The sequence below is a fragment of the Pontibacter rufus genome (genome assembly GCF_015694705.1).
GTDB lineage: Bacteria > Bacteroidota > Bacteroidia > Cytophagales > Hymenobacteraceae > Pontibacter > Pontibacter rufus.
Genome location: NZ_JADQDR010000001.1, coordinates 738,469 through 759,520, shown reverse-complemented (window position 1 = coordinate 759,520; position 21,052 = coordinate 738,469). Strand labels below are relative to the sequence as shown.

Below are 21,052 nucleotides of genomic sequence, written 5' to 3'. Positions count from 1 at the left end.
TGAACAACGATTAAGGATTAACAACTAACAATAAATTTATTTCTTAACGAACGGCAGTTTTACTACCCTGGCTTTCATGTCTTTGTTGCGCACCCTGACGAAAATTTCGCTCCCGGGTTTGCTGTATGCTGTTGTTACATAGCCCAGCCCGATGCCTTTGCCCAGTGTTGGTGATTGGGTGCCGGAGGTAACTTCACCTATTTTCGCGCCTTCAGCATCTACAATTTCGTAATGCGCCCGCGGAATGGCCCTGTCTACCATCTCAAAGCCGATGAGCTTGCGGTTAACGCCTGCTTCTTTTTGCGCTTTGAGCTTGCCGGCATTGGTAAAATCTTTGTCGAATTTGGTAATCCAGCCCAACCCGGCCTCCAGCGGCGAAGTATCATCGTTGATATCGTTGCCATAGAGGCAGAAACCCATTTCCAGACGCAGGGTATCGCGCGCGCCCAAACCAATAGGTTTGATGCCTGCTGCTTTGCCCGCTTCCATAATGGCATTAAATACTTTCCCGGCGTCTTCGTTTTTCACATAAATTTCGAAACCGCCTGCGCCTGTATAGCCTGTTGCCGAAACGATTACATCGGCCACTCCTGCGAACGGGCCTTTAGCAAAGGTGTAGTAGGCCATACTTGCCAGGTCGATGGACGTAAGCGGTTGGAGTATCTCTGCTGCTTTGGGACCCTGCACGGCAAATAACGACAGTTCATCTGAAATATTTTCCAGCTCTGCGCCAGCCGTGTTATACTTGCTTATCCAGTTCCAGTCTTTGTCAATGTTGGAGGCATTTACCACCAGCATGTACTCTTCGGCGCTGAGGCGGTATACCAGCAGGTCATCTACAATACCGCCTTCTTCGTTGGGCAGGCAGGAATACTGGACTTTGTTGTCGGCCAGCTTTGCGGCATCGTTGGAGGTAACGCGCTGGATAAGGTCCAGGGCCTGTGGGCCGCGCACCATAAATTCACCCATGTGCGACACATCAAAAATACCGACTGCATTGCGTACGGCATTGTGTTCTTCTATATCGGATGAATAGCGCACAGGCATGTTGTAGCCGGCAAAAGGCACCATTTTAGCGCCCAGCGCCTCGTGCACATCATTCAAAGCAATCTTCTTGAGCTCCATATATCTTTTTGATTGACCGGATTGGCAAAAATAAGAAATTTAAGCCGCATCCGAAATTTATACTTGAACAGCAGTTTGTTTTGTTTGAGGCATTCTGAAATTCTTTTACCTGTTTATACAACAATGAAAAGACTGGTTACTGGTTCTCTGGCCGCTTGCAGGCAGTTTTGCCTTCATCTTTATTAAAACAGCTGTATATTGCATTCCCTGCTGCGGCGGCCGGGGTGCAAGGCAGGCACATCTCAGCGATTTATTACCAAGTATAAACAGTACATGAAATTATCTGTAAAGCTTTTTGCCGGATTCGTTATCATGTCGGCGCTTTTTACGGCCGTTGCCCTGGTTAACCTCCAGTTGTCGGAGGATGTGATCGAGAACAGCCAGTGGGTGTCGCGCTCCCAGAATGTGGTACGCAACTCGGCCGCGCTGCAGCGAAACGTTATCGACATGGAAACCGGCCTGCGCGGCTACCTGCTGAATGGAAACCCGGCTTTCCTGCAGCCTTACGTGCAGGCCAAAGAGCAGCTGCCGGCACTGTTCAGGGAAATCAAGCACTTCACTGTAAATTCGCCGGAGCAAACCGAAAAGCTGAATACGATTATTCAGTTGCAAACTCACTGGCAGGATGAACTGGCTGAGCCGCTGATCCGGCTGAAGCAGCAGGATTCCGTTTCCCTCACACCGGCGGCCTCCCGCTACAATATTAAATTAGACAGCCTTGTACTGGAAGAGAAAACAGTTATGGATTCTATCCGTGTTGCGTTCCGCCAGTTTAATGCTGCTGAGTACCGGGTGCGGGACATCCGCCGCGAACGCCTCAGCCACAGCATTAACATTACCCGCAAGGTTTCCGGCATCCTTACCATACTTTCCGTTATCCTGGGCCTCACCTGGGCTTATTATATTACGCGCCTGATCACCAAACGTATTGTTAAAATGGTAATGCTGGCCGAACAGATCTCGCAGGGCGACTATAAAACCCGGATTGTGGACAACTCCAAAGATGAATTGAGCCAGCTGTCGCACTCGCTCAACCGCATGTCCACTACCATTGATGAAACGTTCTCGGAACTGGATCGCAAGAATAAAGAACTCGATCAGTTTGCCTACGTTGTGTCGCACGACCTGAAAGCGCCTTTGCGTGGCATTGAAGTTGCCTCCCGCTGGGTAGAAGAAGACATGGGCAAGGATCTGCCGCCAAATGTGCAGGAATACCTGATGATGATGCGCGTACGCGTACACCGCATGGAGAACCTGATTAACGGCATACTTGCGGTGGCACGTATAGGCCGCACCAAGCAGATAGAAGAAGAGGTGGACGTAGACCAGTTGCTGACAGAGGTGGCGGACATGGTTTCTTTTCCGGATGGCTTTGAGCTTAACGTGCAGGACGGCATGCCCACGCTGCATACCGTACCGATACAATTGCAGCAGGTATTTTCAAACCTTATCAGCAATGCTGTTAAATACCATAACAAAAGTACAGGCCTGATAACTATCGCGCATCACGAAACAGATCACTTTCATGTTTTTTCCGTATCTGATGATGGACCCGGCATAGATCCGGCCTATCATGAGCGTATCTTCGTAATTTTCCAGACCCTGCAGGAGCGTGACGCTGTGGAAAGCACCGGCGTAGGACTGGCCATTGTAAAGAAAATAGTGGAGCGGCAGGGTGGCTCGATTTGGGTAACCTCGCAGCCCGGCCAGGGTGCCACCTTTTCCTTTACCTGGCCCAAGGATGAGGTACAGGTAGTATAATTTTATTAATTTTGTTTAAAACTGATTTTTTACCCCGAAATAATGAGTGAGACTACTGTAAACATCCTTTTAGTAGAAGATGATTACCTGGATATTATGAATGTGGAGCGAGAGCTGAAAAAAATAAGTATCACGCACCCCATCCACGGTGGCCGGAACGGCAAGGAAGCCCTAGACATGCTTCGCGGCAACGGAACCGAAAAAATATCACCGGCCCCAAGCGTTATTCTGCTCGACATCAACATGCCCAAAATGAACGGGCTGGAGTTTCTGGCAGAACTGCGCCATGACCCCGAGTTCAGCCACATCCCTGTTTTTATTATGACCACCTCGAACGAGGAAACCGACCGCCTGGCAGCGCAGCGCCTGAATGTAACAGGTTACATCGTAAAACCGCTTACCTTCGACAGCTTTGAAAAAAGCCACTCCTCCCTCGACAGCTTCAGCCTTTTCCTCGATCTCATCAAACTTAAATAAACACGGAAACACCGCAGCAACCCTACTTTTAAAGTATGGCAGTATAAAACTTATGGCAACAGCTTAAACGATAACCGGTGGTGCGGCGTAACGCCGTGTTGCGCAATGGCCTCGCGGTGCAGCGCAGTAGGATAGCCTGCATTTTGCTCCCAGCCATACCCGCCGCACACATCCGCCAGGCCGGCCATCACATCATCGCGGTGAGTTTTGGCAAGTATAGATGCCGCCGCAATCGATAAATACTTGCTATCGCCTTTTACAATGCAGGCGTGTGGCACTTCTTTGTAGCACTTAAACCTGTTTCCGTCAATTAAAAGAAAGTCCGGTTGTTGCGGCAGTGCCTCCACTGCCCGGTGCATGGCCAGAAAAGTAGCCTGTAAAATATTGATCTGGTCTATTTCAGCAGGCGAAGCTTCTCCGATGGCCCAGGCCACAGCATCTCTTAAAACATCTTTCCGCAGCAATTCGCGCTGCTTCCTGCTCAGCAATTTCGAGTCGGTCAGCAGGGCATGTTTATACTTTGGCGGCAGCACCACGGCGGCGGCCACCACCGGGCCCGCCAGGCAGCCCCTGCCCGCTTCATCAATGCCTGCCTCAAAAGAATAGCCGCTGTAGTTGGAAAAGAGCATAGTATAGATGTCAGCAAATTACATATCCTGTGCAGGCACAATAACCGGTTTTGTACGATGGCAAGCCATCGTTATTTTAAAAGAAAAGGCACCTTCTGCAGTGCCTTTTCTTCTTTAACTGATACCGGAGATTGTCTACGCCTGCATCAGGTAGGCTTTGATATATTCGTCCAAATCGCCGTCCAGCACGTTCTGCACGTCAGTGCGCTCCACACCTGTTCTAATGTCCTTGATGAGCTTGTAAGGGTGCAGCACGTAGTTACGGATCTGCGAACCGAAATCGATACGCTTTTTGGTGCTCTCGATGCGGTCGCGCTCCTCGTTGCGTTTTTCAATTTCTATCTGGTAGAGGCGCGAGCGCAGCATGCGTAAGGCGTGTTCCTTGTTCATGAGCTGCGAGCGCTCAATCTGGCACTCTATCACAATACCCGTTGGCCTGTGCTTCAGGCGCACAGCGGTTTCTACCTTGTTCACGTTCTGGCCGCCGGCTCCTCCCGAGCGGAAAGTATCCCAGTCGATGTCAGCCGGGTTTACTTCAATGTTGATGGTATCATCCACCACGGGGTAGGCAAACACAGAGGCAAAGGAAGTATGGCGCCGGCCACCGGAATCGAAAGGCGAAATGCGCACCAGGCGGTGCACACCAATCTCTGACTTCAGGTAGCCATAAGCAAATTCACCCGTAATCTCCAACGTGGCTGATTTTATACCTGCGCCTTCCCCGGCATTGTAGTTTACCTGCCGTACGCCAAATTTATGTGCTTCGGCCCACATAATGTACATGCGCATCAGCATCTCGGCCCAGTCCTGGCTTTCGGTGCCGCCTGCACCGGGGTTTATCTCCAGTATGGCGCTCAGCTGGTCTTCCTCGCCGCTTAGCATGCGCTTAAACTCCAGGCCTTCCACAGCCGCGAGGGCTTTCTTATACTCCTGCAAAATATCCTCTTCCGATACGTCTCCTTCTTTATAGAAATCAAACAGCACCTGAAAATCGGATACGGCTTTCTCCACCTCCTCGTAATGGTCCGTCCATACCTTTACTGATTTTATCTCCTTCAGAATTTTTTCTGCTTCTTTCGGGTCATCCCAGAAATCAGCAGCGGCAGTCTGCTTTTCCGTTTCTGCTATTTGCTCTTTCCTGGTATCGTAGTCAAAGATACCTCCTCAAGGCCTCTACTCTGGCCTTTAATTCTTTTACCTGCTCTGTCGTCATCTGTTATACTTTATACTTCTTTAAACAATAATGCTGAAGTATAAAACCTTTGCCTTATACTTCAGCATTTTATACTTTTATACTTTGCGACCTGTAAGTATAAAGACAAACTTAATTTAACATGTTATACTTACTACAGGCACTCACAGGAACTGCGCACACGGTAAGGTATTATAATGTTACCGTGCAATTTTATATATCCAGCCATGCGTATCCGGCAGCTGGCCTGTCCTGATTTTTTCCAGTTCTACGGCAATGCGGTTGGATATTTCGCGCTCTTCCACCGGCGGCAGCTCATAATCGGTGCCGTTGTAATGAATGGTAAGGATTTGCGCAACGGTGGCAGCGGTGCCGACACCAAAGGCTTCCTGCAGCTTGCCTGCTTTATGCGCTTCTATCACTTCATCCACCGCTACTTTACGTTCTTCCACGGGATAACCCATGTCGCGGGCCACTGTCAGCACGCTGTTGCGCGTAACGCCGTTCAGGATGGTTGAGCTTACGGCCGGTGTAACCAGTTTGCCGTCTATCACAAACATTACATTCATGGTGCCTGCCTCTTCAATATACTTGTGCTCGCGGGCATCCGTCCAGATGAGTTGCTGAAAGCCTCTTTCCTGCATGTTGCGGGAAGGCATCAGGGCAGCACCGTAGTTGCCGGCTGTCTTCGCAAAGCCGGTACCGCCCTCAGCAGCGCGGGCAAACTCAGGCTCGATAGCCGCTTTTATGGGTTTGTTGTAGTAAGCGCCTACCGGGCAGGAAAAAATAATGAAGCGATAGGTGTTGGACGGGCGCACACCGATAAAAGCGTCGGTCGCAAACATAAACGGACGCAGGTACAGGGCACTTCCGGGCACAGGTGGTACCCAGTCGGCGTCCAAGCGCAGCAACTGCTCCATGCCTTGCATAAACAGATCTTCCGGCAGTTCCGGCATGCACATACGCGCAGCCGAAATATTGAACCGCCTGAAGTTATCCAGCGGGCGAAACAGCAGAATATCACCGTTCGCGTTATTGCGGTACGCTTTCATACCCTCAAAAATAGCTTGCCCGTAATGCAGCGCCGAGGTAGCCGGGCTCAGTGTCATATCGCCATAAGGCAAGATCTGGGGTGTCTGCCAGGCGCCGTCCTTATAATCGGCGACCAGCATGTGGTCTGCAAAAGTTTTCCCGAACTCCATGTTGTTAAAGTCCAGTTCGGAGATGCGCGACTGCGCCACACGCTGTGTTGGTATCGTTAATGTATTTGTTGACATAAGAGATTTTAAATTATTCTTGTTGGGGTATCAGATGCGGGCTTTCCAGGTTATTTCTTCAGCACCCAATTCCTGCGACATTATACGGCAAAGGGCAAACAAGTAGTCAGAAAGCCGGTTCAGATATATTATCACCAGTTCCTCCACCACCGATACTTCCTGCAACCGGATAACGAGGCGCTCGGCGCGGCGGCATACACAGCGGGCCACGTGGCAAAACGACACAGACTGGTGCCCGCCCGGCAATACAAAAGCACGCAGCGGCGGCACGGCTGCCGTCATCTCGTCTATTTCCTGTTCCAGAAGTATAACATCTTCCGGGTGCAAGTCGGGTGTTTTCATTCTTGATTTGTCCGGATCGGTGGCCAGCAAGGCGCCAATGGTAAAAAGCCTGTCCTGGATTTCCTTCAGAATGCCGGCGCGGCTCTTGTTGACTTCCTGATCACGTACCAGGCCGATGTAGGAGTTTAGTTCGTCTATGGTGCCGTAAGCATCTATGCGCAGATCTGATTTGGCGACACGCGTACCGCCAATGAGGGAGGTTGCGCCTTTGTCGCCGGTTTTGGTGTATATCTTCATTAATGCTGCGCTGCCTGTAGTTTAGCGGCCGTTACAATATCCTCGTTCAGCACGTCAGACTCTACCAGGCCATCACGCAACCGGACTATACGGTGCGCATACCGGGCAATATCTTCCTCGTGCGTTACCATGATGATGGTATTGCCTTTGGCGTGCAGGTTCTCGAACAACTCCATAATTTCGTAGGAGGTTTTTGTGTCGAGGTTACCCGTTGGTTCGTCGGCCAGTATGATGCTGGGGTTGTTGATGAGCGCGCGGGCAATGGCCACACGCTGTCGCTGGCCGCCTGATAATTCGTTGGGTTTATGCTTGCCACGGTTGCCCAGGCCCACACTCTCCAGCGCCATTTGTGCCATTTCGTCCCGCTGGCTTTTGTTATAGCCCGCATAAATCAGCGGCAGGGCTACATTGTCCAGCGACGATTGGCGCGGCAGCAGGTTAAACGTCTGAAACACAAAGCCAATTTCCTTGTTACGCACTTCCGCCAGTTCATTGTCCGTCATGTTGCTCACATCGTGGCCGTTCAGGATATAGGTACCCGCAGTGGGTGTATCCAGACAGCCGATAATGTTCATGAGCGTAGATTTACCTGAACCTGACGGGCCCATAAAGGCAACATACTCGCCTTTGCTTATGTTGATGGTTACAGATTTGAGCGCGTGAATCGTCTCGCTGCCCATGCGGTATATTTTAGAGATATCGTGTGTTTCGATGATAGTGCTCATACTGCCTGATTTTATAATTGCCAGTTATCAGCGCGCGCTGCCACGTCCTGTCGCTGCTTTTCGAATTTCTGAATAAATGTAGCGTATTCTGCGGCAGGAAGCAAACTTTGCAGTGTTGTTAAGGCCTGCTCGGCATAACCTGTTAAACCCTGATTCAGGCTCTCCAGTGCATATGCTTTATACAGATCCGCCGAATATGGGTTGTAGGTGATGCCGCTCAGCAGGACATTGTAAGCCTGTTCCTCTTTGGGATGATATTTCCGGAAGAAATCAGCTGCTGCCAGCACTACCTCCTCATCATATATCAGCATTTTAAGGGCCTGCCGGTAAAACTTTGCCGCTTCCTGCTTTTTCCCTCCGGCCTCCGCTGCCTTTGCTCTAAAGTATAAAATCTGTCGCTTGTCGCGGTCCGTCAGGTACAGGTCGTTCATGCGGTTCAGCAGCGCATCATACTTGCGGGTATAAAGCAAGAGGTTTAGCTGCTGCAGGTCCAGGGCGGAACGAAGCTCGCCCTCCTGTGGGAGTTGTGCGCTTAGTTCGTTTATAGCGTTGCCGGCCTGCTGCCACTGCTTGCGGTTCATCAGGTAATTTATGCGTGCCAGCTGCGCCCTCGCCTTCAGGTTCTCATCCTCCACCGCCTGCACCAGCGCATTTACGTGCGCCGGGTTTAGCTGCGGCAGGTATGTAAGCAGGTACTGTACTTTGTCTTTATCGGAGCCCTGCGCCAGAACGGCCTCTACATTCTGGCGCAGCAGTGTAGCCAATTCCTGGGCCACGTTCACCGCTTCAGGATCTTCGGTATAAGCTACTTCCTCCAATGCCTGCACTGCTTCTTCCGGTTTATGCGCCAGCGCCAGCGCATAGCCCTGCGACAGGTAAGCAGGCTGAAAACCCTGATCCTTGGCCTGTTTGAAGTAGGCTGCTGCCGCGCGGTCATTCTGCTCTTCCAGCATCCACAATCCCAGTGCATTAGCATAATAGCCGCTGCGTTCCCCCGCCTGTAGCACCAGGTTCTCCAGCACATTCCGGGCTTCTTTGGGCCTGCCGTTGTAATGATGCACCAGTCCTTTCAGGTAGCGCAGATCCTCAAAAAAGATCTCATTGCCGGGCGTATCCAGGTACCTGTTAATGGCCTGCAGGCGGGTAGTATCGCCTTGATTTAGCGTGCTGATGGTCTGGTTGTAAAACAAAGTAAGGTCTTCAACCGCTTTCAGCGAGTCGGGTATAAAAGCATCTTCCTCCTGTGGCGCTTTACCCAATAATTGACGCAGCGCTGCTACGTTGCTGCGCAGAGGTTTGTAGGCAGATTCGTCGCTTTCTTCCAGCACCGCCTGCGCCGGCTCCAGCATGGCCTGCCGGGTATAAAAAGCCAGCTGGTTGCTGCGGATAAAATCTTTGTTATCGCTATACTTGCGGGCCAGGTCAAAATAATAGCTGGTGCTGTCGGGCACACTGGTTTGCATGTAGAGCAGCGCCAGGTTGTTGTACAACTCGCTGCTTTCGGGGAATTTCTCAGCGCCCTCCTGCAGCACGTACAGCTTCTCAAAGAAATATTGTTTTCCGTCGTAAAGGTTGGCCAGGCGCACGTACAGTTTCGGCGTAGGCCGCTTCTCCAGGGCACTTTTCATCTGCAGGATTTCGTTGTTGCGCTGGCTTTGTGCCCTGTACAAACTAGCCAAACTATAGTTGGCTTTCACGTTGTCGTTGTCGTACAGGTCGCTCTCCTCATAAAAGCGCTGCGCCAGCATGTCGTTGCCGGAAGTACGGTAAAGGTCACCGAGATAGTTATAATAACCGGCTTTAGCATAAAAGTAAGCGCGGTACTGTGTGCGGATTACCAGAATAGCGCACATAATCAGGCTCATCAGGAAAAACGTAAACAGGGAAAACCGCTTCGGCTCATATACCACCCTGTACACAGGCAGCCGTTGCGCTATCAGTTTCCCAAAGTTTATCATGATGTAGAGGAAGAAGCCCAATCCGAAAGCCAGGTGTGTGTACACGATCACATCGCGGTACATGATGGTGAGCGAGTCGTTGGCGGTAGCAAAGGCATAGCCAATACTCAGGAAGCTGACGGTGGCGAATACGAGGTACAGCACTGCCCCCGTGGGCCTGAACAGGAACAGATCTTTGTAGTATGCTTCGCGCTGCCGCATGCCCCAGAAACCCGCCACCACCGAGAGCAGCAATATAATATAGCCGTTGATGTAAAACAGGTTTGTCTGGATATAGCCCAGTTGGTGCAGGTATAGCAGGAGCAGGTTGAGCAGGTATAAACCACTTATCAGGATAAACTGCCACAGGCTGAACCGCCGCTCAGGCGTTTTGCCCTGCGTGTTTATCCAGAGCAGCGCATTTACGTTTTCGTAAGCCACCCATAGTATAAACAGCAGCGTGGCCACCAGCAACCCGATGCTGCTGTAATTTACCAGGTGCAGGGTTATAAGTTTAGCCGGGAATTCCGCCTCGCTATAGATCAGCATGCCCAGCACCAGTACCACACCGGCCATCGCCAGCACACGCCAGCCAAATTGCACCTGCTGCCAGAATACCTGGAAGCCATAACTCACCGCTGCCAGCACCACGATGCTGAGCAATAGCATGGTCTGGCCGCCATCCCCGAAAATCTCCAGCAAATCAAAATTAAAAGAGACCAGAAACAACATCAGCAGCAACACGCCGCCAAAGTAAGCAAAGCGTTTCATGGCGCTGATGGCAGCTGTATAAAAGGCAACACAGGCAGCCAGCATGCCCAGCAGCAGCGTAGCGGCCAGCGTATTCACCTGTGGCGGCGCCACATCATACTGCTCCAGCAACAGGTAAGCATCAGCAGAAAGCGTAAAGTTCTGCAACAGGTGCGTGCTCTCGTGCACCGGCAGCGGCACCACCTGCAGGTCGGCAATGGTATCCCAGGCAAAGGAAATATTTTCACCGGTCAGGTAATGGTACACGCCCAACAGGAGCGCCAGCACACCCAGCAGCAGTAAAAAGAGGTAAGGATACCTGGTGTCTGAATTCCAGTTTCTCCAGAAGTTTATTTTAGGCATGGGCTGGCATGTGTGCTATTCCATTACTTTGGGCACACGGAAGTAGTCTGAATCTTTTCTGGGTGCGTTCAGCAACGCCTCTTCATGGGTGGTGGTATTCCGGGCCACGTCGTCGCGCAGCACGTTTACCTCCTCCGACATATGTATAAGCGGCTCCACCTGCTCCGTGTCCAGCGCGCGCAGCTGGTCCATCCAGTTCAGGATCTTGTTCAGTTCCTGCAGCATTTCCTGCTCTTTCTCCTCGTTAAACTCCAGCCTTGCTAAATGCGCTATTTTGCGGATGGTTTGAATATCTGTTGACATGTGCTTTGTGGTGTTTCGTAATTTCTGTTTGGATGATGTTAAAAACCTGCTCTTTCAGCAGCGGCAGGTCGGCCAGCGTCATGCCCTTTGTTTCTATGGGCGCATGTATGATAATCTTGAGCGGATGCCAGCGGATTTTCAGCTTTCCTTCCAGGTCGGGCATAAAGTGCTGGTTGTAGGGCATGGTAACGGGCACCACCGGCAGCTGCTTCTCAATGGCTATCCGGAATGGCCCGTCCTTGAACGGCAGCAGCTTTTCCCCGGCCGTTTTGGGGATGGTTCCTTCCGGGAAAATAGCCAGGTTGCGCCCCTCCTCCAGTGTCTTTATGGATTTGAGATAACTTCTGGCGCTGCTTGTGGCACTTTTGCGATCGACAGTAATGTATAGCTTGTCGTATATTTTACCCCACAGCGGCACCTTGGCCAACGAGCTTTTACCTACGAAATTAAGAAACCCGGGGATCGCGTTCAGCATCATCGGGATATCGAGGTAGGAGCTGTGGTTGGGTGTGAAAATGTAGCGCTGCTTCGGGTCGAATTTCATGCGCCACTCCACTTTCACCGGCGCCAGAAACATGTGCAGGAAAATCGTAGACCATACCCTGTTGAAAGTATGCACATGCCTGTACCACTTTTTTTTGCGCACCAGCATGGCCTGCACGGGGTATGTGGACACAAACGGCAGCACAAACCAGGTAACGCACCAGGTGGTATACACACGATGATACAAATATTTCAGGGCTTTCATGCGTTCAAATGTACTAATATTCCGTCAGTTCGCAATTGATGCGGTTGCCTGTATAACGCTGCGCAGCGCTGTGACCGCATATTTGAGGCGGTTTATACTCTTATACTTTAGCTGTTTCAGGTCAATTTATACTTTGTGATAACTGACTCCTCTGTTCCAGCAAACCCACCCCTGCCCTGGAGGGGAATATTCGTACAGAGCAAATTGCCTTCCCTGGAGGGCTAGGTTTTACACATGCTAAAATATCCGCTACTTCTTATCAAGTATAAACGCCGCCTTCAGCAGGCCGGCCACGCTGATAGCGTCGGTTATTTCGTTGTTCAGGGCCATGCGCACCGCCTCGGCAAAGGGCAACCGTTTGAGGTGCAACTCCTCTGTTTCTTCAAAAGCTGTTTCGCCGGGCTTTAGTTCCTGCGCCAGAAAAACAAAGCCCTCTTCATCGGTAACGGAATTGGAAGTATGCAAACGGCAGATGTTCGTCCATTTGGCGGCGGTAAAGCCCGTCTCTTCCTTCAGTTCCCGCTTGGCCGATTCCAGAATGTCGTTTTCTATCAAGCCGCCGCCCATCGGGATTTCCCAGCTATACTCGTTCAGCGGGTAGCGGTACTGGCCTATCAGGTAAGTATAGCCTTCGTCGTCGATGGGAATAATGCCGATGGCCTTGTTTTTCATACTTACCACGCCATAAATGCCTTCGCCGCCACTCGGGTTCAGCACTTTGTCTTCGCGTACTTTTATCCAGGGGTTCTGGTATACTTGTTTCGTGGAAAGGGTGGTCCAGGGGTTGTGGGTTTCGTCGATCATCGCTATAAATCTATGCGATGCAAATATAGCTGAATTGTTAATTGCAGGCGCTTTGTTTTGGCGGATATGGTTTTGATTCCGGCCTGACCTTGCCCGGAAATAAAGTGCGACACCTCGTGTGCAAAGACACGCACAGGTCTTTGCACACCATGAAGTCTGCGTATTATACTTACACCTGCTGCGGCCAGTCAAAGTCGCCTGGCTGAACTTGCATCAGGAACTAAAATGACGTTTTTTTATTTGCTAAAGCTTGGTTATTGGCCCTGCATTTTCAAATTTCCACATCTGTTTAAATAACACCCAACGCCAGCATGGCATTTGCCACCCTGATGAACCCTGCAATATTAGCTCCTAACACATAATTGCCGGGCGCTCCAAATTCTTCCGATTTCTCGTAGCACAGGTCATGTATGTTGGTCATGATTTCGGATAGCTTTTGCTCGGTGTACTCAAACGTCCAGGAGTCGCGTGAGGCATTCTGCATCATTTCAAGGGTTGAGGTCGCCACACCGCCTGCATTGGCTGCCTTGCCCGGAGCATATAATATTTTAGCATCCTGAAACACTTTTATACCCTCGGGCGTGGTAGGCATATTGGCTCCTTCGCCTACTGCCATACAGCCGTTACTAACCAGAAGGGCCGCGTCTTTGCCGCTTATCTCATTTTGTGTGGCAGACGGGAAAGCAAGCTGGCAGGGCACCTCCCAGATATTTCCTTTCTCTACATACCGGGCGTCTTTGTGGTATGTCAGGTAGTCTTTTATGCGTCTTCGTTCCTTCTCCTTCAGTTGCTTCACTACTTCAAGGTCAATGCCTTTCTTATCGTATACATAGCCGTTAGAATCAGAACAGGCCACTACTTTTCCGCCCATCTCCTGCAACTTTTCGATGGTATAGATAGACACGTTTCCAGAGCCGGAAACAATACAGGTTTTCCCATCAATGGTTTCATTCCGCACTCCAAGCATCTTTTTCACAAAAAAGACATTGCCATAGCCAGTGGCTTCGGTCCGTACCAGTGAGCCGCCCCAATCCAACCCTTTGCCGGTAATAACGCCAGCCTCGTAACGGTTGGTGATGCGTTTATACTGCCCGAACATAAAGCCAATTTCGCGGCCGCCTACGCCAATATCTCCGGCCGGCACATCAGTGTGTTCGCCTATGTGGCGGTACAACTCTGTCATAAAGCTCTGGCAAAAGCGCATTATTTCACAGTCGGACTTGCCTTTGGGATCAAAATCAGAGCCCCCTTTTCCCCCGCCTATCGGCAGCCCGGTTAAGGCGTTTTTAAATATCTGCTCAAAGCCCAGAAACTTCACAATGCCCAGGTACACAGAAGGATGGAAGCGCAGCCCGCCTTTGTAGGGGCCCAGCGCGCTGTTAAACTCCACGCGGAACCCACGGTTGATATGCACCTGGTTTTTATCGTCTGTCCAGGGTACCCGGAATATAATTTGCCTTTCGGGTTCGCAGATGCGCTCAATGATTTTGTGGTGTGTAAATTCGGGATGCTTCACCAGAACAGGCCCCAGGCACTCCAGCACCTCTCTGACGGCCTGATGAAATTCCTTTTCACCTGGGTTGCGCCTGATGATTTCCTGATACGCCGGTGTTATTTTTTCATCGATTAAGCCATTCATACTTTACGATTAAAATTAGATGTGAATAATCCTCATGGTATTTTCTGAATTACCAGAATTATAAAGATAACTACTAAAGATTAATCTACAAGAAGAAGCACTGATTTCATATTAGCGATCTAACACAAAACCAAGGTCTTTTTTGAATATGTCATATCGGCATAGCTAGTGATGCAAAATCAGGCGGGGATGTAGCAGCGCGTCAGAACTGTCGGCAGTCAGTGCCAAAGCTAATTGTTCCAGCTGGTAAATATGCTCTTAAAACACGTTAAAGCACTATATCTGTTGCCTTCAGCATGTTGGCGCTGATACTTATTTCTGATAGGGTTTTGTTTATACTTTGTGAATCCAATACTTTTTACTCACCCTTAAACGTATCGTCTGCATGGTTTTGCTTTTCTTACTTATACTTACCCGAATTATTTTAAAATGCCGTTTTTAAAAGCGTTTTTAGTAATCAAATTGATTTTTTACCTAATGGGCAAGTATAAGCGTAGTGCAGGATTTCGGAGCAACTCATCGTTTGCTTACACGAAAGTTTCTTAGGAGCAAAAATACACAACTGTAGCATTTCAGCCCGCATTATGCTTATACCTAACCATTGGGTGCCTTTCTCAGATCAAGGGTATATCATCAGGAATATAAAAGCAAACAAGTTAACTAAAAGCACCACTCCGTAAACAACATTTGTCTTACCGCTACTTAACGATAACATCACGGTAAATACGGAGAGCCCCAACAGGATAATAGATTTAATGTCCAGTCCCAGAATAATTTTAAAATCATAAATGATACAAACGATGGCTACGCTCGGAATTGTTAAACCTATACTTGCCAGTGCCGAACCAAGCGACAAATTTATACTTGTTTGAAGTTTGTTTTTTCTTGCAGCAGTGATGGCAGCAATCCCTTCGGGTAATAAAATGATAGCTGCGATTATAACCCCAACCAATGTTTTTGGAAGATTATAGCCCGTAATGATGCTTTCGATGGTAGGAGAAAGCGTTTTTGCCAATAGCACCACTATCCCTAAACAAATAACCAGCAACAGCAGGCTTGTAAAAAATCTACTGTTGCTGATGGCAATGGGCTCTGCTTTTTCTTCATCTTCATCGTTCCCAACCGTCAGGAAGTATTGCCGGTATCCCTTGGTTTGTGCGAACAGAAAGCAAGCGTAAATAACCAGGCAGGCAATAGAAGCAAAAACGAGCTGGGGTGCTGAATAGTATGAGCCCGAGACGCTTTCAGTGAAAGTGGGAAATACCAGCGTAAAAACGATAATGGATATCAGCGACACCAAAGCGATGGTGACAGAAGGTTTTGAAAAATCCTGTTCGTAATGCTTCAGACTCCCAATTAACAGGCAAAGACCCACGATGCCATTTAGAATAAGCATTGTCGCAGCATATACAGTATCCCGGGCCAATGAAGCAGCCTCTTCCCCTTCAGTTATCATAAGGGAGATAATGATGGAGACTTCAATAACGGTTATCGATATAGCCAGAATGATGGTTCCGTAAGGTTCTCCTACTCTTTCAGCAATTATTTCGGAATGATGCACTGCCGACATAACACTGAAAATAAGCAGCACGCTCGCTACAATTTGAAAAAAACTGCTGCCATAAATAAGCCCGGAAAAAAACAGCACCCAGGCCAGAACCGGGATGATGATTGTCCACTGAAGTAATAATCTCATTTTCATTTGTGCATTGGGATAAAATAATTTTCCAGATTATGTCAGCCAGACATACAGCCTGTGCAGTGTTGTTGCTCGCCTTCTTTCTTTTAGAACTTTATAGATTCAAAGATTTTTATCGCTGTATCTTCATTTTTGATGTCCTTGCCAGAAAGACTGAGTTTGTTCCGGCTATCAACCTGCATAAATACCCCGATAACACCTTTTCCTTTCTCTATAGGTTTTACTATCAGGGCAGGCTTTCCGTCAATTATGGTTGAAGTTCGGGTATGTGTTGCTGTTGTTTCATTCTTAAAGTCATAAGAATACCAACCGTAGTCATAGGTTAATTCATCCTTCCCATTCGTTATGCCTCCAGCTTTTGAATCATAGCCTTGGCTTGTAAAGCTTTCCCAGTTAGCAGGCACATCGACTCTAAACTCCTCAAGGTCTAAGGTCTTACTCAATTTATCTTCCTTACAGCTCAATAGCAGTAGCGACAAGAGGAATATTAATCTGAATTAATTTTTCATAGTTATAACCTTTTACAATAACCTGTGACTCTACAAGAGAGTTGAACAGCCCTCTACGACTAAGGCGCATGGCCGAAGTTTTGTCTATAATATACTTTCTCATGTATGCGAAAGGAAGCATCTAACGACTATATAAATTAGTCGTACTTAGCGGATAATGCACCTAAACATACACTTTTTTGCAGATATTGACAGATAACTGTCACTGCACTATCGTGTATATCATATACCCAAAGTAATATTACGCAAAAGCCCCTTAGTCTATAAGCATGTATGCATTTCCGGAAGCGTAAAAGCTTTTGATTTCAGCCCCCGCAAACGTAATGAGCTTCCTTATCCCTTTATAAGAGCAGAGCAGGCAAAATAAACAGTAATTTATTTCCGGATGCGCCGAACAATGTGCTATCTTATTGCAATTATAGAAGTAGTAAGCACAATAGCATCAAAACAGGAAAATATGAGAGAACTATACGCTTTTGTAGCAGGCGCGCTGCTGGCCGGCCTAAGTATAAGCCAGCCGGCGCAGGCGCAAAAAACGAACCTACCCACCCTGCTGTTGCGTGCCGATGACATCGGCATGAACCACTCCGTGAACATGGGCGTGCAACAACTGGCCGCGACGGGCCTTCCTTTTTCGGCGTCTGTTATGTTTGCCTGCCCCTGGTACCAGGAAGCAGTAGAGATTCTGAAAGCGCACCCGAATGTGGCCGTAGGCGTGCACCTGACTTTAAACGCTGAATGGAAGAACTATCGCTGGGGCCCTGTAGCCGGACGAAATGCAGTGCCGAGCCTGGTAGACAGTCTGGGATATTTCCTGCCTTCTACGGAAGCTTTTTTAAACAGCAAGTATAAACTGGATGAAGTGGAGAAAGAACTTACCGCCCAGATAGAAAGAGCGTTGAACTCTGGCCTGAAGATAAGTTACGTTGATCCGCACATGGGTATGGCGCTGGCTACGCCCGAGCTGCAGGCTGTTACCGAAAAGCTGGCCCGGAAGTATAAACTCGGCATCTCGACCTATTTTGGTGAGGCGTACAAAACCATGTGGCCTGTGCCCGTTGAAACCAAAGCGCAGGAGTTTACGGGTTATCTGAACAGCCTGAAGCCCGGCAGCCTGAACGTAGTGGAGCTGCATGTGGCACAAAGCACGCCTGAAATGGAAGCGCTGGTAGACATGAACAGCGACCTGATGAACACGAGCGATGGCAAGCCAAAGGCAAGTCAGCACCGGCAAACAGAACTGAACATGCTGCTTTCGCCTGCATTCAGAACGCTGGCAGGCAAGAAACTCAAACTCATTACGTATGCAGATCTGGTAAAGGCAAACGGGCTTGGTAGTATGAAAGCTCCCCTGGTGCGTCCTTAGCGGCCACAAAAAGCTGTATCAGGCAATACCCTATCGCAAAATTTAATTTCGGCATTACGCTCCTAACAAAAGTAAAATGGAAAACCTCAATGTAGCCGTTGCGCAGTTCGAGCCCAGAGATGGCGACAAAGCTTATAACCTTTCAGTTATCGAGGCGCTTACGGCTAAAGCCAAGGAACGTGGCGCGGACGTCATCAGTTTCCACGAAATGTCGGTTACCGCCTATACTTTCCTAAAAGACCTGACACGCGAGGAAGTGGTAGCGCTGGCCGAGCAGGTGCCGCAAGGCGACAGCACACAAAAGCTTATACAGTTAGCCCAAAGGTATGATATTATCATTCTGGCCGGGCTGGTGGAGATAGAAGACGACAAACTGTATAACACCTATGTATGCGTAGATAAAGATGGCTTTATAGCGAAGCACCGCAAAATTCATCCTTTCATCAGCCAATACCTGTCGGCAGGCGCAGCTTATACGGTGTTTGACCTGAAAGGCTGGAAGTGTGGCATCCTTATTTGCTATGACAACAATGTGGTAGAAAATGTGCGGGCAACTGCCCTGCTGGGTGCAGAAATTATTTTTGCCCCGCATGTAACCATGTGCACGCCTTCATCTATGCCTGGGCGCGGCTATGTGGACGACAAACTATGGCAGGCCCGGCATACCGATCCGGTACCATTAAGATTGGAGTTCGACGGCCCTAAAGGCAGGCGCTGGCTGATGCGGTGGCTTCCGGCACGCGCCTACGACAATGGCGTATACTATGTCTTCACCAATCCTATCGGCTACGATGGCGAACATCTGAAGAACGGGAACGCGATGATCCTGGACCCTTACGGCGAAGTGCTGACAGAAATAAAGAGCTTTGAAAACGAGATCAGCCTGGCTACCCTGACCAAAGACAAACTTACACTTGCCGGCGGGTACCGCTACAGGAATGCAAGGCGGCCGGAGCTTTACGGCGAAATTATCGCGGCTGATCACCGATCGGAAACGAAGCCCGTCTGGCTGTCGGGCAATGCCGAAGCGCCTAACAAAGTATAAACTGGTGCTGATTTATACTTTACTCCATGAGTTTTTGCAAGTTAAAGTTCACCTCGTATGAGTCTCCTCATTGACAAGTATATTGCAGGTTTCTCCGGTATTTTTGTGGGCCAAAAAGACATGCTGCCCTGGCATATTACACAGCACCTAATCGGGGTACTGCAGGAGTTTATGCGCCACCTTGGTGCTGATTATGTTATCAGGGATGGCATTGCAGTGCACAAAACGGCTGTTGTAGAGAAAAGTGTGGTATTAAAAGCACCCGTTATTATTGGGGAAGGCTGCTTTTTAGGAGCAAACGCCTACCTGAGAGGCGGCGTATACCTGGGCACAGGCACCACTATTGGCACAGGCTGCGAGGTAAAAACCAGCATTGTGCTGCACCATAGTGCTATTGCGCATTTCAACTTTATCGGCGACAGTATTATCGGGAGCAACGTAAATTTTGAGGCCGGATCCATTATCGCAAATCATTACAACGAAAGAGAAAACAAGCGGATAAGCGTTGTGGCCGGCACAGAAGTTATTGATACTCAGGTTGAAAAATTTGGCGCGCTGGTAGGTGATAACTGCAGGATTGGAGCCAATGCCGTACTTTCGCCAGGCACAGTTTTAGAAAGAGGCTCCATCATAAAACGTCTGGCACTGGTAGAGCAGCTTCCGGCAGGCTAACCCTAAACAGGTTAAATTGCATAAACAGTAAGAGGCCAGCCGCAAAGTATGCGGCTGGCCTCTTATGTCTAATAGAAAAACAATGTAAGCATACGAAAAGCTAAATCATACTTAGGTTATCATCAATTCAATACAATCAGCTCATAGTATACCTAAAAAGTCCCGTACCTGTCTATACTTTAACGTATACTTTCTTCCTGTCCATCCAGTAGCCGATGCACCACAGCAACAGCATGTAGCAAATGGCAAACAGCAGCGAAGCATTTTTAGGAGCCAGCCACGGTTCGAAGGCATGCTGGTAAATCCATCTGCTTAAGCCAACATCTCCTACTCTGATGAGGCCCAACATTTCAATTATTACTCCGGACATCGCATAAATAAACAGCGGGTTTCTGCCGAATACTTCAAAGAAATATGTCCAGCCTTTAGAGCCGGCCACTTCTATGATCAGCATCAACACGGCCAGTACAACCAGATCAATGCCAACGGTATAAAGCACGTAAGAGCTCGTCCAGATAGGTTTGTTGATAGGGAATACCATGTCCCAGAGAAGGGCTACAAGCGCCAGCACAATGCCGGCCACCGCCAGCTTCATAACGGTATTGCTGTTGTTGCCCTGCCGCTGTATAAACAAACCAGCCAGGAAACCACCGATTACGTTTACTATTGCCGGCAACGTGCTCAGCAGTCCCTCCGGATCGAAAGGTATGCCATAGCCGTGGTACAGGTTTTCGGATGCTATAAACAGTAAATCGAACTTTAGAGCAGCATTGGCTTCCAGGCTGTAAGGGTCCGGCTGGCTGCCGAAGAAATACATGATGGCCCAATAAGTGAGCAAGGCCAGTACGCTGAAAACAACAGCTCCTTTTACTTTAAAATAATGCACTACCAGCGCGGCAATGCCATAGCACAGGGCAATGCGCTGCAACACACCCATAATCCGGACATCAGAAAAATCGATCAGCGCCAGGCTGCCGGAGTCGGTGCGGTAAACAAAAGGAAAAGCGTTCAGGAAAAGGCCTATCAGAAAAATCAGGGCTGTCCTGGTAAATACTTTTTTGAGGAAGGCGCTTTCGTCCTGCTTCTCAAACTTGCGCATACTAAAGCTCATGGCGTTGCCCACCACAAACAGGAAAGTAGGGAAAACCAGGTCCGTAATGGTGAAGCCATGCCAGGGCGAATGCTCAAAAGGCGCATAAATATTCTGCCAGCTGCCGGGCGTGTTCACCACTATCATCAAAGCGATGGTCATGCCCCGCAGCACATCCAGGGACAGGTAACGCTGCCGGGGCGTTTCTCTAAGCAGCCCGTTGTCTGCAACCCGGACTGTATTTGCTGTAAACGTCTTGTTCATATAAATTTGGTTAGATGAAAGGTTCCACTAATCTGCTTCTCATCTCCCGGACAAGAAGCTAAAGCGCTTTGCTTTACAAGTATAAAATAGCGGCAAGA

Annotated in this window: 19 protein-coding genes; 5 read left to right on the top strand and 14 right to left on the bottom strand. The window is 49.1% G+C overall.

All coding sequences use genetic code 11. The features are described from left to right. Window positions 1-36: 36 nt before the first annotated feature. Window positions 37-1,125 (bottom strand): glycine cleavage system aminomethyltransferase GcvT, encoded by a 1,089-nt coding sequence (gcvT, locus tag I2I11_RS03375; RefSeq protein WP_196266225.1) that lies wholly within the window; start codon window positions 1,123-1,125, stop codon window positions 37-39. A 273-nt stretch (window positions 1,126-1,398) separates the two neighbouring features. Between gcvT and I2I11_RS03370 the strand changes: the two genes are divergently transcribed. Then, window positions 1,399-2,886, top strand: a complete 1,488-nt coding sequence (locus I2I11_RS03370) for a sensor histidine kinase (RefSeq protein ID WP_196266224.1) — start codon at window positions 1,399-1,401, stop codon at window positions 2,884-2,886. Between the two features lie 42 nt (window positions 2,887-2,928). Continuing rightward, the gene (locus I2I11_RS03365) at window positions 2,929-3,363 is read left to right on the top strand and encodes a response regulator (protein WP_196266223.1); all 435 of its coding nucleotides are present in this window, start codon (window positions 2,929-2,931) and stop codon (window positions 3,361-3,363) included. Window positions 3,364-3,413: 50 nt separating this feature from the next. Here the strand turns inward: I2I11_RS03365 and I2I11_RS03360 are convergent, their stop codons facing one another. The 12 genes from I2I11_RS03360 to I2I11_RS03305 all read right to left on the bottom strand — a co-directional run bounded on the left by I2I11_RS03360 (window position 3,414) and on the right by I2I11_RS03305 (window position 16,451). Continuing rightward, window positions 3,414-3,992, bottom strand: coding sequence for a ribonuclease HII (locus tag I2I11_RS03360; protein ID WP_196266222.1), 579 nt, complete (start codon window positions 3,990-3,992; stop codon window positions 3,414-3,416). Window positions 3,993-4,127: 135 nt separating this feature from the next. Further along, window positions 4,128-5,205 (bottom strand): peptide chain release factor 2 gene (gene prfB / locus I2I11_RS03355; RefSeq protein ID WP_196266221.1). Its coding sequence is split into 2 segments (ribosomal slippage): window positions 4,128-5,144 and window positions 5,146-5,205, totalling 1,077 coding nucleotides; the frame shifts between segments, so codons are not numbered across the junction. Window positions 5,206-5,384: 179 nt separating this feature from the next. After that, window positions 5,385-6,461 carry a branched-chain amino acid aminotransferase gene (locus I2I11_RS03350; protein ID WP_196266220.1) on the bottom strand — a complete coding sequence of 359 codons (1,077 nt, stop codon included), beginning with the start codon at window positions 6,459-6,461 and terminating at the stop codon, window positions 5,385-5,387. 30 nt (window positions 6,462-6,491) lie between these two features. Next, window positions 6,492-7,040, bottom strand: a complete 549-nt coding sequence (locus tag I2I11_RS03345; RefSeq protein WP_196266219.1) for a cob(I)yrinic acid a,c-diamide adenosyltransferase — start codon at window positions 7,038-7,040, stop codon at window positions 6,492-6,494. Next, window positions 7,040-7,765 carry an ABC transporter ATP-binding protein gene (locus tag I2I11_RS03340; RefSeq protein ID WP_230679860.1) on the bottom strand — a complete coding sequence of 242 codons (726 nt, stop codon included), beginning with the start codon at window positions 7,763-7,765 and terminating at the stop codon, window positions 7,040-7,042. Before I2I11_RS03340 ends, I2I11_RS03345 begins: the two co-directional genes overlap by 1 nt. A gap of 11 nt (window positions 7,766-7,776) precedes the next feature. Beyond that, entirely contained in the window at window positions 7,777-10,815 is a 3,039-nt protein-coding gene (locus I2I11_RS03335; protein ID WP_196266218.1) for a hypothetical protein, read from the bottom strand. A 15-nt stretch (window positions 10,816-10,830) separates the two neighbouring features. Continuing rightward, on the bottom strand, window positions 10,831-11,118 hold the full coding sequence (gene gatC, locus I2I11_RS03330; protein ID WP_196266217.1) for an Asp-tRNA(Asn)/Glu-tRNA(Gln) amidotransferase subunit GatC: 288 nt from the start codon (window positions 11,116-11,118) through the stop codon (window positions 10,831-10,833). Next, window positions 11,060-11,866 (bottom strand): lysophospholipid acyltransferase family protein, encoded by an 807-nt coding sequence (locus I2I11_RS03325; protein WP_230679859.1) that lies wholly within the window; start codon window positions 11,864-11,866, stop codon window positions 11,060-11,062. The genes gatC and I2I11_RS03325 overlap by 59 nt, the downstream gene beginning before the upstream one ends. A gap of 249 nt (window positions 11,867-12,115) precedes the next feature. Then, window positions 12,116-12,670: an NUDIX domain-containing protein gene (locus I2I11_RS03320; protein ID WP_196266216.1), complete on the bottom strand. Its 555-nt coding sequence runs from the start codon at window positions 12,668-12,670 to the stop codon at window positions 12,116-12,118. 289 nt (window positions 12,671-12,959) lie between these two features. Then, entirely contained in the window at window positions 12,960-14,309 is a 1,350-nt protein-coding gene (gene gdhA, locus I2I11_RS03315; RefSeq protein ID WP_196266215.1) for an NADP-specific glutamate dehydrogenase, read from the bottom strand. A gap of 619 nt (window positions 14,310-14,928) precedes the next feature. Next, window positions 14,929-16,011, bottom strand: coding sequence for a calcium:cation antiporter (locus I2I11_RS03310; RefSeq protein ID WP_230679858.1), 1,083 nt, complete (start codon window positions 16,009-16,011; stop codon window positions 14,929-14,931). An 83-nt stretch (window positions 16,012-16,094) separates the two neighbouring features. After that, window positions 16,095-16,451 carry a hypothetical protein gene (locus tag I2I11_RS03305; protein WP_196266214.1) on the bottom strand — a complete coding sequence of 119 codons (357 nt, stop codon included), beginning with the start codon at window positions 16,449-16,451 and terminating at the stop codon, window positions 16,095-16,097. Window positions 16,452-16,974: 523 nt separating this feature from the next. On the opposite strand from I2I11_RS03305, the gene I2I11_RS03300 reads away from it, so the two are divergent. The 3 genes from I2I11_RS03300 (at window position 16,975) to I2I11_RS03290 (ending at window position 19,600) form a co-directional block, all read left to right on the top strand. Beyond that, complete coding sequence (locus I2I11_RS03300; RefSeq protein ID WP_196266213.1) at window positions 16,975-17,883, top strand: ChbG/HpnK family deacetylase; 909 nt, start codon at window positions 16,975-16,977, stop codon at window positions 17,881-17,883. Between the two features lie 76 nt (window positions 17,884-17,959). Next, window positions 17,960-18,928, top strand: a complete 969-nt coding sequence (locus I2I11_RS03295) for a nitrilase family protein (protein ID WP_196266212.1) — start codon at window positions 17,960-17,962, stop codon at window positions 18,926-18,928. Window positions 18,929-18,985: 57 nt separating this feature from the next. Further along, a complete protein-coding gene (locus tag I2I11_RS03290) occupies window positions 18,986-19,600 on the top strand; it encodes a DapH/DapD/GlmU-related protein (protein ID WP_196266211.1) in 615 nt (204 codons plus the stop codon). A 172-nt stretch (window positions 19,601-19,772) separates the two neighbouring features. Here the strand turns inward: I2I11_RS03290 and I2I11_RS03285 are convergent, their stop codons facing one another. Next, on the bottom strand, window positions 19,773-20,954 hold the full coding sequence (locus tag I2I11_RS03285) for an acyltransferase family protein (RefSeq protein WP_196266210.1): 1,182 nt from the start codon (window positions 20,952-20,954) through the stop codon (window positions 19,773-19,775). Between the last annotated feature and the right edge of the window lie 98 nt (window positions 20,955-21,052).

Excerpts from the sequence above, each read along its gene's own strand:
- gdhA (WP_196266215.1), bottom strand. The coding sequence starts at position 14,309 with ATGAATGGCTTAATCGATGAAAAAATAACACCGGCGTATCAGGAAATC.
- I2I11_RS03310 (WP_230679858.1), bottom strand. The coding sequence starts at position 16,011 with ATGAAAATGAGATTATTACTTCAGTGGACAATCATCATCCCGGTTCTG.
- I2I11_RS03340 (WP_230679860.1), bottom strand. The coding sequence starts at position 7,765 with ATGAGCACTATCATCGAAACACACGATATCTCTAAAATATACCGCATG.
- I2I11_RS03320 (WP_196266216.1), bottom strand. The coding sequence starts at position 12,670 with ATGATCGACGAAACCCACAACCCCTGGACCACCCTTTCCACGAAACAA.
- I2I11_RS03370 (WP_196266224.1), top strand. The coding sequence starts at position 1,399 with ATGAAATTATCTGTAAAGCTTTTTGCCGGATTCGTTATCATGTCGGCG.
- I2I11_RS03365 (WP_196266223.1), top strand. The coding sequence starts at position 2,929 with ATGAGTGAGACTACTGTAAACATCCTTTTAGTAGAAGATGATTACCTG.
- I2I11_RS03325 (WP_230679859.1), bottom strand. The coding sequence starts at position 11,866 with ATGAAAGCCCTGAAATATTTGTATCATCGTGTGTATACCACCTGGTGC.
- I2I11_RS03290 (WP_196266211.1), top strand. The coding sequence starts at position 18,986 with ATGAGTCTCCTCATTGACAAGTATATTGCAGGTTTCTCCGGTATTTTT.
- I2I11_RS03300 (WP_196266213.1), top strand. The coding sequence starts at position 16,975 with ATGAGAGAACTATACGCTTTTGTAGCAGGCGCGCTGCTGGCCGGCCTA.
- gcvT (WP_196266225.1), bottom strand. The coding sequence starts at position 1,125 with ATGGAGCTCAAGAAGATTGCTTTGAATGATGTGCACGAGGCGCTGGGC.
- I2I11_RS03350 (WP_196266220.1), bottom strand. The coding sequence starts at position 6,461 with ATGTCAACAAATACATTAACGATACCAACACAGCGTGTGGCGCAGTCG.
- gatC (WP_196266217.1), bottom strand. The coding sequence starts at position 11,118 with ATGTCAACAGATATTCAAACCATCCGCAAAATAGCGCATTTAGCAAGG.
- I2I11_RS03285 (WP_196266210.1), bottom strand. The coding sequence starts at position 20,954 with ATGAACAAGACGTTTACAGCAAATACAGTCCGGGTTGCAGACAACGGG.
- I2I11_RS03360 (WP_196266222.1), bottom strand. The coding sequence starts at position 3,992 with ATGCTCTTTTCCAACTACAGCGGCTATTCTTTTGAGGCAGGCATTGAT.
- I2I11_RS03295 (WP_196266212.1), top strand. The coding sequence starts at position 17,960 with ATGGAAAACCTCAATGTAGCCGTTGCGCAGTTCGAGCCCAGAGATGGC.
- I2I11_RS03345 (WP_196266219.1), bottom strand. The coding sequence starts at position 7,040 with ATGAAGATATACACCAAAACCGGCGACAAAGGCGCAACCTCCCTCATT.
- I2I11_RS03335 (WP_196266218.1), bottom strand. The coding sequence starts at position 10,815 with ATGCCTAAAATAAACTTCTGGAGAAACTGGAATTCAGACACCAGGTAT.